This is a genomic window from Nonomuraea sp. NPDC050663 (assembly GCF_044456985.1).
In the GTDB taxonomy this organism is placed as follows: Bacteria; Actinomycetota; Actinomycetes; order Streptosporangiales; family Streptosporangiaceae; genus Nonomuraea.
The window spans coordinates 24306-38693 of the sequence record NZ_JBITGL010000025.1 but is presented as its reverse complement, the minus strand read 5'-3'; the positions used below and the strand labels follow the sequence as shown (position 1 = coordinate 38693).

At 65.3% G+C, this 14388-nt stretch carries 9 protein-coding genes and 1 pseudogene; 2 read left to right on the top strand and 8 right to left on the bottom strand.

Annotation, left to right across the window (positions count from 1 at the left end; translation table 11 throughout):
* Nucleotides 1–127 precede the first annotated feature (127 nt).
* Nucleotides 128–613 (bottom strand): hypothetical protein, encoded by a 486-nt coding sequence (locus tag ACIBH1_RS44640; RefSeq protein ID WP_397320183.1) that lies wholly within the window; start codon nucleotides 611–613, stop codon nucleotides 128–130.
* A 547-nt stretch (nucleotides 614–1160) separates the two neighbouring features.
* Between ACIBH1_RS44640 and ACIBH1_RS44635 the strand changes: the two genes are divergently transcribed.
* Nucleotides 1161–1559 carry a recombinase family protein gene (locus ACIBH1_RS44635; protein ID WP_397320182.1) on the top strand — a complete coding sequence of 133 codons (399 nt, stop codon included), beginning with the start codon at nucleotides 1161–1163 and terminating at the stop codon, nucleotides 1557–1559.
* A gap of 124 nt (nucleotides 1560–1683) precedes the next feature.
* Here the strand turns inward: ACIBH1_RS44635 and ACIBH1_RS44630 are convergent, their stop codons facing one another.
* Both ACIBH1_RS44630 and ACIBH1_RS44625 read right to left on the bottom strand, forming a co-directional pair.
* Nucleotides 1684–3837 (bottom strand): hypothetical protein, encoded by a 2154-nt coding sequence (locus ACIBH1_RS44630; protein WP_397320181.1) that lies wholly within the window; start codon nucleotides 3835–3837, stop codon nucleotides 1684–1686.
* 117 nt (nucleotides 3838–3954) lie between these two features.
* Nucleotides 3955–4395 (bottom strand): annotated as a pseudogene (locus ACIBH1_RS44625) (IS630 family transposase); the annotation flags it as partial.
* Between ACIBH1_RS44625 and ACIBH1_RS44620 the strand changes: the two are divergent.
* Complete coding sequence (locus ACIBH1_RS44620) at nucleotides 4300–4572, top strand: hypothetical protein (protein WP_397320180.1); 273 nt, start codon at nucleotides 4300–4302, stop codon at nucleotides 4570–4572. The pseudogene ACIBH1_RS44625 and the gene ACIBH1_RS44620 sit on opposite strands and share 96 nt — an antisense overlap.
* A gap of 560 nt (nucleotides 4573–5132) precedes the next feature.
* On the opposite strand, the gene ACIBH1_RS44615 is transcribed toward ACIBH1_RS44620, so the two are convergent.
* The 5 genes from ACIBH1_RS44615 to ACIBH1_RS44595 all read right to left on the bottom strand — a co-directional run bounded on the left by ACIBH1_RS44615 (nucleotide 5133) and on the right by ACIBH1_RS44595 (nucleotide 14156).
* Nucleotides 5133–5363 carry a hypothetical protein gene (locus tag ACIBH1_RS44615; RefSeq protein ID WP_397320179.1) on the bottom strand — a complete coding sequence of 77 codons (231 nt, stop codon included), beginning with the start codon at nucleotides 5361–5363 and terminating at the stop codon, nucleotides 5133–5135.
* On the bottom strand, nucleotides 5363–5620 hold the full coding sequence (locus ACIBH1_RS44610; protein WP_397320178.1) for a hypothetical protein: 258 nt from the start codon (nucleotides 5618–5620) through the stop codon (nucleotides 5363–5365). Before ACIBH1_RS44610 ends, ACIBH1_RS44615 begins: the two co-directional genes overlap by 1 nt.
* A 1139-nt stretch (nucleotides 5621–6759) precedes the next feature.
* Complete coding sequence (locus ACIBH1_RS44605) at nucleotides 6760–7284, bottom strand: DUF4265 domain-containing protein (protein ID WP_397320177.1); 525 nt, start codon at nucleotides 7282–7284, stop codon at nucleotides 6760–6762.
* A gap of 402 nt (nucleotides 7285–7686) precedes the next feature.
* A complete protein-coding gene (locus ACIBH1_RS44600) occupies nucleotides 7687–7956 on the bottom strand; it encodes a hypothetical protein (RefSeq protein ID WP_397320176.1) in 270 nt (89 codons plus the stop codon).
* Nucleotides 7957–7970: 14 nt separating this feature from the next.
* On the bottom strand, nucleotides 7971–14156 hold the full coding sequence (locus ACIBH1_RS44595) for an RHS repeat-associated core domain-containing protein (RefSeq protein ID WP_397320175.1): 6186 nt from the start codon (nucleotides 14154–14156) through the stop codon (nucleotides 7971–7973).
* Between the last annotated feature and the right edge of the window lie 232 nt (nucleotides 14157–14388).

Here is a 14388-nt window from a genome sequence, read left to right as displayed (position 1 = left end):
GGGCTCGGGCGTGATCGGGGGAACAGGCTCTGGCTGGTGTGCGGGGTCGGCCATGACGAAGGGGTTCCTTCCAGAACGGACGCGAAAGCCCGCCCTCGGTGACCGGAGGGCGGGCCTGTGCACGGGGTTACGAGGCGGCGTGGCGTCGCGTGGTGGCGGGTGACGTGTCGCCCGCGTGGTGGATCACGACCTGGTCGCCATGGGCACGGCGGGGGGTGGTGCCCGGCGGCGGCCAGGCGGTCGGGGCCTTGGCGGCGACCACCTCGCGAGTGCACAGGCCGAGTGAGCTGGCCGTGATGACGGTGCGGACGCGGATGGCCTCCTTGCCGTCGCGGTCCTTGCCCGTGAAGTAGCGGGAGTCCAGGTCAATTGCCTGACCGGTGACCAGGTCGCCCTGCTTGTAGGTGTCGTGGGCGCGGATGGCGGCGGTGCCGTGCTGGACGATCTCGTAGCGGCGGATCTGGGTCTGGAACCCGCCGTTGCGGCCTTCGCGCGGAGCGACGACGACCTCGATCACGGCCGACCACTTGGCGAGCATCGTGTCCTTGGGCGGGAAGAAGGTGGGGGCGTAGAGGATGCGGCCGGTGAAGCTGAGTTGAAGGTCGAATGCCATGACGTCTCCTGCACGGCTGGACACCCGTTGTCCTCGGGGGTCGCGACGGTATGGGTGCCGGGGGTGCCATGCGGGTCGTCGTGGCGTCCGCAGGGCTTGCTCCCGGTAGCGGCAGACAGAGCGCTGCCGGGCATGAGGCAGCCGCAATTCCGGTGGTGCCGGGTTGTTCAAGATGTTTTGCGCCAGCAAAAGATCTTGAACAACCCGGCACGAGCCCCTCAAGGGATCTGGAGGCAGGCGGGGCGAGAACCCGGATTGCGGCTGCCTGCCCGGTGGCGCAGAGTCGGCCGCCGGGAGTGAGCCAGCGGACCCCTCGTCCAGGCCGGCGGTCCCTGTCCCGCGGCGATGGCGTCGGGATCGGTGACGGCTCGGTGGCTCCGGCAGGAGATGGCGGCGCCAGGGAAGAGTGCAGGTCTGACCGTTCGTCGGGCGGTCGACGGAGTTCGACTCACGATCATCCGAGGCTGGAATCGAATGGGTGTGCGAGTGTTTCGGCTATACTGATGAGTAATGACCCACCGGCCGACGATCCGCATCCCGCCGGCTGATGTGGGCGCGTAGTGCGATCCAGCGCTCGTTGGAATGGTGTCCCTTGCTGAGCCACGCCTTCAGCTGTCGGCGACATCCTCGGAGTGGCCGAACTGGCCCGCTACGGCCGCTCCCTGGCCGACCTCATCACCATGGTCGGCGAGTACGGCGTCGCGAGATCGGCTTCACCTCGTTACACGAGAAGCTCGCCCCCCTCGGACGGCTGGTCTTCCGCGTCTTCTCCGCCCTTGCGGAGTTCATCCGTGCACTCATCGTGGCTGGCACCCGCGAGGGCCTGGCCGCTGCGAAAACCCGCGGTCGCACGGGCGGCCGTCCCTCCGTCGTCAATGCTGAGCTGCTGAAGGCAACCCACGACCTGCTTCCCGGCCCCCGCCGGTCGGTGACCTCGATCGCCTAACTGCCTGGGGTGGGCGGCGCGAGGGATCGGCCGTGGGGCGTTCGTGGTGCTCGGGACCCGAGCCAAGAGGATACGCGGGCAGCGGCGCGCTCGAATGTGCGGTCGTTCTTCACCCACCATTCGGTCATGCCTCAACGACGGGGCTGGCCGGCGCATCCCAGGCCGCCAAGCCCCACGTCAGCCTGACACTGGAGATCACTCTCCACGCCATGGCGGTGTCCAGCGCCAGGGCCTGCCTCGCCGCCGCGAGGTCGTCGAACAGGCGTGGATTGCTGGCGCGGGTGGCGCTCAGGGTGCCGTTGAAGACTTCCTCCAAGGTCAGGCAGAAGTAGGTGTAGGCGGCGAACTCGGCGGACGGTTCGGCGAGCGGTTGCTCCAGCACGGCCTGGAGCACCTCGGCGACTGGATGGTTCAGCCCTCGGTAGGCGAGTGTGAACAGACAGTCGAGCGCCTCCGGATGCGGGGGGCGAGCCTCGGGCAGCTCGATGACCGCCCTCGCCTTGCCGCGGAGCTCCTCACGGATGACGGCCGAGCAGGCCTCCTGGAAGACGTCCGCGCTGCCGTACGGCAGAGCACCCGCTGCCCTGATGACGCTTCTCGCCGCCCGGATGAGGTCGCGCGACAACCCGCCGGACAGGCAGTGGCAGAAGGCGATGTACGGCTCGGTCAGGCCTACGACCCGCCGGTTCAGCAAGCGCAAGGATTCCTCATAGGCGAGAGGGCCGACACGGATGATCTCGTCGAAGGAGCTGTCGAAGGCGTCGCGGAAGGGCAGCCCCCGGCGTTCGAAGGCGTTCATGGCATCATCCGAGACCGAGATTAGGAAGTAGGTGCGCGGCACCCCGAAGATACCCTTGATCTCGTTGAGAAACCGTTCCGCGCTGTCGGTGGATGCGATCTTGTCGAGTTCGTCGATGCCGATGTAGATCTTCCCCCGCGGTCCCAGGCAGGCGGCGACGTCACCGGCGTAGACGCGGAAGGCGGCGACGATCTCGGGGTAGCTCAACGGCTGTTCCGCCCGCGTACGGCTACGGCTGCCCTGGCCCTCCACCCAGGCGGGCAGCTTCAGCGTGCCGGACCAGCCGGAGGTGTAGGTCTGCAGGTAGCGGATCTGTGCCAGATGCCTACGGCCTCGCTCGATCAGGCGCCCTTCAGGGCTTCTGCGCCATGCGTGGCGATGACGGACGGCGCGCACGGTCGAGTGGATCACGCCGACGCCGATGACGAGGGCTGCCAGGAGATTCGGGAAGGAGATCGCGGCGAACAGCGTCTCGACAGGGCCTTCCAGCGTTTGCGCCAACGGGCTGAGGTCGGGCGCGACGGCACCCAGCACGTTTTCTCCCACGGCCAGCGGCAACCACGGCCACATGATGACCGCCTCGGCCAGCAGCCAGTACAGGACGACCAGACGGGCGAACCCGAGCGCGAACCCCATCCCGCCAGTGATGGTGATGTGCCGCACCGTGGCGCCGCAGAAGGTCGAGAACAGATGCAGGACGAAGTCACGGGGGGCGTACTCGACCGGGGCGGAGACGAGGCATCGCAGGTCCGGGGAGCCGGGGGACTCCTCGCAGAAGCGGCGAATGAGCGTGGACTTGCCCGACCCGCGCGGGCCCGCGATACCGATGCTGGCGCCGGTCAGCTGCGAACGGAGGGCGTCCAGGGCGCGTGCGACCACCGTCGGCACATGGTAGGCGCTGTCGAACGCCTCGCTGATGCCTTGGCTGGTGGTCACCATGAAGCTGTGGTCGAACCGATCCTGGCGAAGTGCGTTGATCGCGGCTCGCGCCTGGGCGACGAGTTCTTCCTCGAGCGCGTCTCGCAGATCCTCGTCCCGCCCGAAGGTCACGGGGTTGCGGATCAGTGGCCTGATGCGGGCGTGCATCCGCTCCAGTGCGGGGATCGCCGCGGGTTTCGTGCTTAACCATGCACCCAGCAGGCACAGAGCCGCGATGCACCCTGCGGGCAGACCGATGCCCCAAGGCGAAAGCAGTCCCAGCAGCACCACCAGGACGGCACCACTGATCATGACGAGCGCGGCGAGTACGAGACGGGAAGCAGTCCTGCCCGCCTCGATGCTGAGCCGAAGACCGTCCATGTACTCGTCCGAGGAGATACGGAAGATGTCGCGTGTCTCGACGTAGTCGTCACGCTGTGGCGCCACGGCGTTCAGGACGTTCGCTGCACCGCGGAGCAACTCGGCCCGGACGTGCAGTGGTCTCAACGAGACACGGTCGAAGCTGTCGCGGATCTCGGGGTCCTTCAAGGTGGCCGACACGGCTCGGTGATAGAGGTCGTGTAACACGCTGTCGGCTTGGAATGGATCACTGCTCAGCACAAGAGCACCGTGCGTGAGATTCACTCGTCGGTCAACCACTCCCAATTTCAGCCCGGAACGGGCGTCCACACCGGGACATAGGTCATCGCCAACGGAGTAGCAGCCGTGGAAGTAGGTGACGCCGTGGGTGCGGTGGTAGGTGGCCGGCAGCCGGTCCGGTTCGCCTTGAGGGGCCCAGCCCGTCCCAGCGGTAGGGCGGATGCCGAGCGGGCCGAACTCGTCGAAGGCGAAGGTGCGCTCGGGCCGCTGCGTCAGCGCGTACTCGATCGGGTCGAGTTTGGTCTCGAAGTCGGGGTCCAGGGACTCTTTCCAGGTCTTGGTGCGCTGGAAGGTGATGCCGCGGCGGTGCAGAAGGGTGCGTAAGGCTTCCCGGCCGATCGTGATAGTGCGGCCGGGCAGGCGGTGCAGATAGTCGAGCAGTTTGCGGATGGACCAGCGGGTGAAGGGCTGGCCGAGCTTGGTGGGTCGGGTGGTGGCCGTCTGCGCGACGAAGGTTTCGAGTCCAGCCAGCGATTAGGCCGGCATCGCTGGGTGATCGGACGCACGATGTCCTGGCTGACCGGCTACCGGCGCCGCACCATCCGCTACGAACGCGACGGCGGCATCTACCTGGCCTTTCTCGGACTCGCTGCCGCACTGTGCTGTTACAAGCGATTCATCCGGCTCACCACATAGGACACGGTCTTAGCACAAGCCCTGTCTGCTTAGACGCCAATCGATCGATCGAGGAGGCACAGGAGTAGCTGAACCAGAACGGAGTAAGCAATATCGGCACGAACCATTACAGGAGAGATGATGCGCCCAGAACATGCGACCAAGAAACCCTGCTCCGATGGGCGCGCGCCAGAGTTCGAGTGGAACTGAGCCACCCGGCTCACGTCTAGCGGGAATCGGTCCCGATCTTCAACCGGCGGGCCATCCATGAGAGCGCTGGGGCCGCTCGTGGCCGATTCCTACAAGACCGCTCGACTTGATCCACTTTAAGGTCGCCGACATGGAAACGTTCGCCATGATCGCCACACTGACCTTCCTCCTGGACCGAACCAGGAAAGGCCGCGCAACTTCCCGCCCACCACGCTGCGCCACCCCAGGCGACCACAAACCGTTACCCCGACCGCTACCTCGTCGCCGAACTGACGACAGTTGAATAGGCGAGCCTGCCGGTGGGCGCTGACACAAGACGAGTAGCGCTATGCCTGAGCGACCGTGTTCCTGGCCCTCCTCGTGCGTCGATGTCAGGCTGGCTCGATCGCAACGAGGTAGACATCAAGGTCGTGTTCGGTGAAGACGATAATGTGTCTCCCGACCTGTAGTGTCCACAAACCGTCCTGCCCAGGCTCGGCGTCGTCGGGGATTCCCTGGCGGGCCAGCCGGACGATCGCTCGGGCGATGTTGGCTTGCGCCTGGTCGTCCAGCATGTCGTAGGCCTGTGCTGCCAGGCGTTCCCATTCGATGTGGAAGGACATCAGCGGGTGGTGGGAATGGCGCGAAGTTCGTCTTTGATCGCGTCGGGCAGGCCGGTTCGCTCGATGAAGTCTTCGACGTTCATCCGCTCGGTCTGTCCTCGTTCCCTGGCGAGCAGGAATCTGGCGTGGAGCGCGGCTCGGCGCATTCGCTGGAACTCTTCCAGGGGGACCACGACGGCGGCCTGACCTCCGAGGTGGATCACATCGTGCTGGTCAGCGTCAGGGAACGGCTCGTTGTCCAGCGCGTGCTCGCTCATAGCCACTAGTTTAGTCGCACCGGGTCAGGCTTCTGTGCGCCAGAGCGTCACTTGCGGGGGAGCCACATCGGCCATCCGCGCGAACACCAGACCCGGTCCTGGTCGGATCTGCCCCTGGCGGATCGCCGCCGGCGTCATCAGCACCCTCGATTTGGGCTGGCCATGCTATGCCGTGATGGTGGTCGATCTCGCTTACGGGAGTCCGCCGGCCGGTGGCGGACGCCACGCGGGTCGCCCACAACCCGGAGGGCTGCGCCATTAGGATCCTGCACCGGTGAGAGCCGATAGCAGACGTGCATTAGTAACCATACAGAAGCTGAATTCTGTATGGTATAGGCGCTGTTAGGCAGCGATCCCGCGGCGTGTATGGGGCGAAGAAAACTACAAGGTCCGTGAGCAGGTTGCCCCGTACTTGTCGGACTCGCCGATCGACACCTCGTACAGCACCCGCGTGCCCGCTGCCATCGTCTTCACGGCCGTCCTTCTACGGCGGGCCATGACTGCAGACACGACCGCGATGACTCGCAAACCGATCGTTGGCCCCCCGACGTCCGTACGTTCCTGCTGAGCGCGGCCCGTCCTGAGAAGTTCGGCGTACCGAACAGACAGTGCTGGTCGTCGGCCGAACGCTCTCTGGAGTCGTACGTCCGGTTCTGACCGCGGAATCGCCGTCGAGTGGGATATGCAAGCCGTCCTGGGCGTGGCTTGATGGTTGCACGGTGCGCTGTCATGAACCCACCGATACCGCGTGGGCCAGGATCGCCGTTACTGCCGACCGATCCCGGCCGAGGCGGCCGCTGGAGAGATCATCGCCAGGTCAACAACGGCGTCGTGGGAAGATCCGCACCGGAGCCGACTGGCGCGGCGTGCCCGAATGCTACGGCGCTGGCAGACCCTCTGCCAGCGCTTCCGCCGCTGATCTCCCCCGGCGCGCAGCGGGACACCCTCGACCCGACCAGGCCACGTGATCGCCGACAGGGCTACTTCACCGGCACCGGCTACGCCATCCCCGAATGCAGCGGTCAACTGGCCGCCCATGCTCGACGAGGTCACCGAGGTGCGGCTTCGACGCCCGTGACCGGAACGTGGTCACGATCGTCCGCCTGATCCTCTGGCTTAACCACGATCCACAAAGCACCCTAGCCAGTTTCAGGTTTGCCGTGTGAAGGCGTGAAGGATTCATCGTCAGCCCACTCCCAGAAAGCATGTCCGCGCTGTACATGTCCTGCCACGACAGAAAACAGGCTCTCCAGCACCGCATGGCTGGGTACATCTATTGCCACGTGGCGATTGCCGCTCCATTCCGCCAGGAGCGTAGCGTCCTCGATGTCTTTCTCGAGTTTCTTCGTAACGCGCCTTAGATCCTTCGACTCTAGGGATTCGCGGAAGAAAAGGCGTAGAACCCGTCGACCAGATGGCCGCACTATCGCATGAATCTCTGAGCCGTCGGGAGAGATCGACACAATGTCACCTAGCGCAAGGCCATATGCCCTGAAGGGGATGCATGCGACTTCGTAAGCGTCGCCGCCAAGAGGCGTCAGCCACATTTGCTCAAAACTTCCCGGAAAGCCGAAGGGCTCGAGGTTTACCCGCGCAATGTAATTCTGCGGGCCCGCCATCGCCGGGACCTTATGAACGATGTACTCTGCGCCAAGGTAAGCCATCGATGACTGCCTTTCGTGAGCCTGCCTGACAAGTCTGTGCGTTTCCGCTGCTGACCCGCTGAGGTCGACGAGCGTCGGACGACAGCGGTAATACCTGGCCGCTACCGGCTAGACATCTCCGAGTCGACGCGTTTCATATAGCCCGCCCATAGCTTGTACAGCGCAGCCTCCCCTGCAGGTTCTCCATCAGGAGCAGGTCTTGCTGAGAGTGTGCGACTTTGAGTATCTGTGGGTCGGCAAATGTCCGTGTCGTACTCCTTGCGCTAGCGTTGACCGCAGCCGTTCCGGTGCTTGATTTTGATCAAGCACACACATGCATTGGTCCGAGGGAGGAGCCCCTCGGACCACCCGACCTGATTACCCCAAGGCCTGGTTGACGGGTTTGAGAGGAGAGATCCCGACTTACATTTGCATGCGTGAACTTGCACTTACCGGAAAGATGCCCGAAAGTAGCCCGCCATCATCGACCGAAACGGTTACTCGCAACTGCCGCGCCCCTTCATCTTCCCAGAAGGCGGTAGTCCGCACCAGCCATTTCCTTCCGTTCGACTCTATAATTGTTTCGAGGATGGATTCGCCATCTGGAAGAATCTCGAGGAGAGTTTCCGGAGATACGGATTCCCATTCTGCGAGCCTTGCCAGGGCGACCTCTCGTGCCGCTTTGCGATTCATTGCCTACCTTGAAGCTATTTCTTCAGCGGGATTCGCCAGACTCCACCACTGCCCTTTTGGTCAACCTTCCACCAGTTGAATTGGAGATGCTTTCGGGGGCCGATCCAGCGGAACGGGTGGACCTTCTTGTCCTTACCGAACCTCCAGCCGTATTTCGCGCCCTTGTATACGATCGATGGGTTGGCGCCCTTGCGCAGAGTGTAGTTGCCGATGTGTCGAGCCAAGGCTTTCGCGCCGGCAGCTGCTGCGGACCCTACGCTTCCACCCACCGGTATCAGGCTGGTCAAGATTGCGACATCATTGGTTTCGACCACATGATCCCGCTTCTCGAGGTCTCGAAAACGATACTCCTCGTTATAGCGCCAGTCGTCATATTCCTCGAGCATTTTTCGGAGGTGGTTATGCTTCTTCCATTTCCCCCAAGTTTTTGCACCCTTACTCTTTTTAGTGTGCTTGAATTTGCCGGTCTTGTACTTTTTGACCTTCTTCGTGCCCGAGTGCTGAACGTGGTAGGTGGACTGCCCGGTCTTCTTGTTTTTAACGACTTTCTTGACGACGGAGCCGTCACTGTTGTGTTGGACGCCCTTGGTCTGCTTGTGCTTCTTGGTCGTGGTGTCGAAGGCATCGTTCTTGCCAGAGCAGTCGTCGGCACATGCGACGAGCAGGCCCGTAGGGTCGCTCCAGGTAACCGGGTTGCTGTTGGCGTAGGCGTATCCGTGGAGTTGCTGTGGGTCGAAGGGTGTGACGATGGGGTCGACGCTGATGAACCGGCCTGTGGTGGGCTCGTATTCGCGGGCGCCGATGTGGGTGAGGCCGGTGGTGGGGTCCTTGGTGCCGCCGACGAAGCCTTGCTGGCCGGGCCAGGTGGACGGGTCGGTGCCCCGAGGTGCGCCGAACGGGGTGGTTCTGCGGGTGGTGGTGGTGTAGGTGGTGGCGTGGACGGAGATTTGGGCGGTGCCGTGGTGGTCGTCCATCAGGTAGGAGACGGTGCCGCCTTGGCGCACCGCGATGGTGTCGCCGTTGTGGTCGTAGTAGCGGGTGCCCTTGATCGCGTTGGTGGTCTTGTCCAGGCTTAGTTCGGTGCCGGATGGCAGGTAGAGGGTTGTGGTGTTCGGTTCGCGGCGGATCAGGCGGTTGCCGTCAGCGTCGTAGACGAAGGAGGTGGTGGCGCCGTTCTCGGTGACGGCCTCGAGGTGTCCTTCGACGTCCCAGGTCAGGGTTTGCGCCTTGGGGCCGAGGGTGCGTCCGGTGGTGTTGCCGCCCTGGTCGTAGGTGTAGGTGTCGCTTTGGTTTCCGGCTGGGCCGGTGGTGTCGACCTGGCGTAGCGTGTGGGGCTGGGGCTGCCCGGCGGCTGGGTAGGTGTAGGTGCGGGTGGTGTCGGCCGCGCCGCCGATGCCGTGCTGGATCTCCTTGGTGCGGTTGCCGGTGGTGTCGTAGCTGTAGGAGTGCCAGTAAGGTGCCGGCCCGGCACTGCTTGCCTGGGCGGGGTCGGCGGCGCAGGTGCCGGTCTGGGTCCAGGCTTCGGTCAGGCGGCGCAGGTAGTCGTAGCCGAAGCATTGGGTCTCCGGCGCGGTGCCTGCCGCGGTGGGGGTGTCGGTGATGGACAGGATGTTGCCGGCCGCGTCGTAGCTGTAGCCGTACTGGGCGTCGGTGCCGGTGGTGGCTTCGCGGGTGAGAGTGGCGCTCTGAAGCCGGTTGGTGCCTTCCTCGTAGCCGAATGACTGCCAGGTCTTCTTGTAGGTGCTGCCTTGGGCCAGGGTGTATTGCAGGACCTGGCCGTTCTTGGCGTAGGTCGTACCGGCCACATACGGCTTGATGCCGCTCAGCGTGGTGGGTAGGCCGACCTCGTTGTAGCCGTAGGTGAGCGTCTCGGCCGGGGGCAGGTTGCCCTTGCCCGGCATCACGTGAGTGGCTGGGCTACCGTCGGCGTTGTAGGTGTTGGTGTAGGTATAGGTGCCGGCCAGTGCTCCTTCGCTGGCGGGGATAGTCTCGCTGATGCCGGTGGCCCGGTAGGCGTCGTCGTAGCCGGTGACCGAGCTGGTGTAGGCGTGGCCTCCGGCATACCGCGTGGCAGAGGTGGGCAGGCCCTTGGCGAGGGTGTCGTAGACCCACTCGGAAAGCTTCGGCCCGTCGGCCGCGTCCTGGTGCCGGGCGGTCGGTCGGCCGAGCGCGTCGTAGACGGTCACGGTCGTCTTGCCGCGGCCGTCGGTGGTCGAGACCGGCCTGTCCAGCACGTCGTAGGTGCTGGTGGAGGTACCTGCATCGGGGTCTTCGACTTTGACCCTGTTGCCACGCACGTCGTAGTGGTACTTCCAGGTGTTGCCGGCCGAGTCGGTCACCTGGACGAGCTCACCGCCGGGATTGTAGGCGTAGGTGGTGGCGTCGTAGGCGCCGCTCGGGCTGTCACCCTTGTACTGGCGCACCTCGGTGGTTTGGCCGTCGACGTCCACGATCGTGGAGGTGGCCGTCGAGCCGGCGGGCGGGTCGACGTCGACGCGGTCACCGCCATAGCTGGTGGTGGTACGCCACTTCTCCACGGCCTTGGCCTGGAACGCCTCGACGGTGGGTCGGCCCAGCCCGTCGTAGGTGGCCACGGTCTGGCCGGGCACCTGGTAGGACGGCACCGATAGCAGCGTGGTGGTGGGGCCGGAGTCGTTGTTGAAGTACGGGGCGGTCTGCCGCTGAACCAAGCCGCGGTCGTCGTAGAGAGTGTCGGTGATCACGCGGCCGCCACCCGGAGCCTGAGCCTGAGCCTGACGGGGACGGAACAGAGTGTCCATCAGCTGGGTGCCGACGATCTGGCTCCCGTCAGGGCCGAGCGTCTTCGTAGTGACCACCGACGGCGCGTCGTTGCGGATCAGATAGTCGTACTCGAGGTTCGGCGTCTGGGACCGCGTCCGGCCCGGCTGCCACACCTTGAGCAGGCGGCCGAGCGCGTCATAGTCAGCCTGCGATTGCTTGCCGTTGGCATCGGTGACGCTGACCGCCAGTTCGCGCCGTCCATCCAACTGGGTGGTGGTGGCGTGGCCGGCGGCATTGGTGGTGGTGATCGCGGTCAGCGGCCCGCCTGTGGCCGGCGTGTAGCTGGTGGTGATCTTGTTGTTGGCCGCGTCGGTCACCTCCAGCACACGGCCGTAGGCGTCGTAGCTCATTCGGGCGTCGGTGGTGTAGGTCGCCTGGCCGTCCGTCCAGCCGGACAGGCTCAGCTCGGCGGTGACATTTCCGGCGGTGGGAGCCTCCCCGGCCTGACCGCCGTCGAACGCCGTCACATCGTCGGATATGACGTCCTTGGGCCGCTCAACGCTCTGATCGCAAGCCTTGGCGACGGTCTCCTCTCGGCTGATCAGCTCGAGAATGCCGACCGTGGTGTTGCGGCCGTAGGTGTAGCGGGTGCACTGCTCGTCACCGCTCACCCCGACGTCGCCTAGACGGTTGGTTTCGGTGACCATGCCGTAGCCGTCGAAGGTGTTGGAAGACTCTGTACGGCGCCAGCCGCGCCCGCCGTCCAGCGCGACCCGCTCCCTGGTCTTGGCTGTGCCAAGCAGGTGCGCGGTGCGGCCGGCGGCGTCGGTCGCCGTAGCCGCGCCCATCCATGGCGTGTAGATCGCGCCGTCGGTCGCGGTTCCGTCGAGGTAGGAGATCTCTTCGCGCAGGAACCCGTTGTAGCGCCAGTGGTCATCGATCGCGACGCCTTCGGAGTCGCTCGTCTTGACATCGCGCTTGCCTCCAGCGGCGGTGCGGTCGTCGTCCATACCGCGAAAGAAGGTGTACTCGGAGACGGTCTGGGTGCCGCCGTCCTTGCCTTCGCTGACGCGGACCTTCTCATAGCCGCGCCACTGTGACCAGGTGCGCTGCTCGGCGGGGGTCATCGGGTCGTCGTCGTAGTGCCAGGCCGGGTCGCCCACGTAGGTGTAGGTGGTGGGTTCTTGCAGTCCGCCGGCGGTGCGGTCCTCCTCCACGATGGAGTCGACCACGTATTTGTGGAACCAGTCCTTTTCCAGCACTCCATCGTTGTTGGAGTCCCAGAAGACCGGGAAGCAGCGCTTGGTGTTGCTGTCCTCGGCCGGCTTGGCGGCGCCTGCGGCGCAGTCGGCGGCGGCGTAGTTGACCGACAGCAGACCGCCGGTTTCGGAGGTGATGCTGTTGATGCGCCATTTGGTCATCGACGGGCGGCCTGAGACGACGTCGACCCGGTTGGTGCGGGGCACGCCTTCAAAGGTCAGCTTGGGCAGGGCCGTGCTGGCGGCGCCGTTCTTGCCGGTGTGCTGCACGGAGTCCAGCCACAGGGCGGGCTTGGTGCCGTCCTCGGTGGCGGGGAAGGTGTGGGTCAGCGTCCATTCGTCGACGTCGCTGTGGGCGTCACCGGAGCGGACCTGGGCAGTGACCTTGGCCAGCCGCTTGGTGGTGAAGAACGTCGGTGTGATGTTGGTGGCGCAGCTGGTGGTGCTGGCACATTCCTGGTCGATGGGCACGTCCGGCCAGGACGCCGCGTTGGCCACGGTGCGCTGGGCGGGGTCACAGGTGACGGTCCCGTTCGGGATGCACCGTTCCGCCTCGGTGAACACCATCCGCATTGGAGCAGAGGTGGTGTGCTCGCTGCCCTTGCGGGTGCCGTACTCGATGCGCGACAGATAGCCGCCGCGGGTGTAGGCGACGCTGGCGCTGTTGTTGTCCTTGCCGTACCGGTTGATCTCGGGCGTGTAGACGTAGGTCATCGTGTTCCCGTTGGGGTCCACGACGTAGTCCAGGTTCCACCGCCAGGCCTGCTCGCAGGCTGATGCGGCGAAGGTAGCCGCATAGCAGGGCTCGCCGCTGTGGTTGCCGAACACCGGAACGTTCCAGGTGGAGTTCGTCGCCGCGGTGTCGCCGGCATACCGCTTGGTGAGGCCGAAGTAGTACTGGGTGCCGTCGGTGTCGGTCAGGCGCCAGTATTCGCCATCGTTGTCGCCGTTGGCGGCGCCGGTGAGGCGTTCGATCTTCGAGCCGTCGTCGTTCTTGAACCGCCACAGGCCGGTGGTTTTGTCCCGGACCAGTTCGCCCGCGCCGCCGCCGAAGACCAGGGTGGCGTTGTCGCTGCGCCAGCACAGGTCACCGCTGAGGTGGCTGGTGTTGTTGCCGTCCTTGGTGTCCTGGATGCAGGGCACGTATTTGCGTTCGACGTAGCCGGCGGCCGCCACTTCAAAGCCTTCACCGGCCCAGGAGGGCTGGTTGTTGGTGGCGGCGGTGCGGCCGTCGATGTTGCCGGACGAGTAGCTGAGCGAAGCGGCCGGTTCAGGGCCGCCCAGGCTGGGCGGCGCAGCCAGGGGGTAGGTCCAGGAGAATTCGCCGGACTGCTCGCCGACCTGCCAGGACGCCGACGGTGACAGCGGGGTGGCGCTCCAGTCGCCGGTCGCGCCCTTCGGCGCGGCAGCCGCGGCCAGGAGCACACTGCTGGTTGGCGCCCCTGTGGCGGTCTTGGCCTGCGGAGAGACGGTGGTCTGCTCTGCAGCGGGCAGAGTGACCTGGGCGGTCAGCGTCTGCGCCGCAGTGTCGTTGCCGCTGCTGTCGACCGCCGTGGGCGCGCAGGCGGCCTTCGCCTCACTCGGCGAGGCGCCGTCTAGGGCGCATTCGGGCACCTGAACCAGGCGCAGGCGCTGCGCCCAGTCGCCGCCGAAAGCACCGGCGAAAGCGGAGTAGTCCAGGTCGACTTGCACGGTTCCGGCCTGGTCGGCGTTATCGGTGCGGCTCAGGCGCAGCAGCACACCGGAGATGCCGGCTTTGGTGGCTGCGTCCTGGTCCAGCACCTCGACCCGGACCGTGCTCGGCACCTGCCCGGCAGCCGCCTCCGAGGTGGCGCCGGAGGTGGCGGTACGGGCCTTGCCCGGGGCGTTTTCACTCCTCGATGGCGGCGCGCTGACGCGCACGGGAATGCCGTCGACCGACGTGCTCAGGGTGCGCGCCGTTCCCGCGTCGGCATCGGTTGATGGGCTGGCGGTGGGGGCCTGCGCGGGGACGACCGTCAGGTCGGCGCTGCCCGCTTTCGGCCAGATGACCGGGTCCGGGACTGTGATGGCCTTCTTGGCCACTTCCCGGCTGGCCGGATCCTTGATATGCCCCGGCTTTCCTTCCACCGAGCGTTGCCTTTGCAGCGCCGGACGGGTGTTCTCCGCCGTCGCCATGGCTGCGGGAACCGAGGGGGCCATGGAGGCAGCGAGAGTCACCGCCAATCCTGCCGCCAGGGTGCCGACCGAAAGCCGACTTGCCCTCCAACGACTGATGCCCATCTATACCTCTGTGGGGTTTATGCATGAAACGGACGAGCCGAAACGGTAACGACGGAGAGTAAAGAAAGTCCAATTGTTACCTAAAAAATGATCTTTACTACATTTGTCGGCTATGTACGATCATGCGTAGCTGGGCAGACGCCGTCAGCGTGGAGGCCACGCGCAGGCA

Bases quoted from the DNA above. Each gene is read 5' to 3' on its own strand.
- ACIBH1_RS44615 (WP_397320179.1), bottom strand. From the start codon at position 5,363: ATGTCCTTCCACATCGAATGGGAACGCCTGGCAGCACAGGCCTACGAC.
- ACIBH1_RS44610 (WP_397320178.1), bottom strand. From the start codon at position 5,620: ATGAGCGAGCACGCGCTGGACAACGAGCCGTTCCCTGACGCTGACCAG.
- ACIBH1_RS44605 (WP_397320177.1), bottom strand. From the start codon at position 7,284: ATGGCTTACCTTGGCGCAGAGTACATCGTTCATAAGGTCCCGGCGATG.
- ACIBH1_RS44635 (WP_397320182.1), top strand. From the start codon at position 1,161: ATGTGGGCGCGTAGTGCGATCCAGCGCTCGTTGGAATGGTGTCCCTTG.
- ACIBH1_RS44640 (WP_397320183.1), bottom strand. From the start codon at position 613: ATGGCATTCGACCTTCAACTCAGCTTCACCGGCCGCATCCTCTACGCC.
- ACIBH1_RS44600 (WP_397320176.1), bottom strand. From the start codon at position 7,956: ATGAATCGCAAAGCGGCACGAGAGGTCGCCCTGGCAAGGCTCGCAGAA.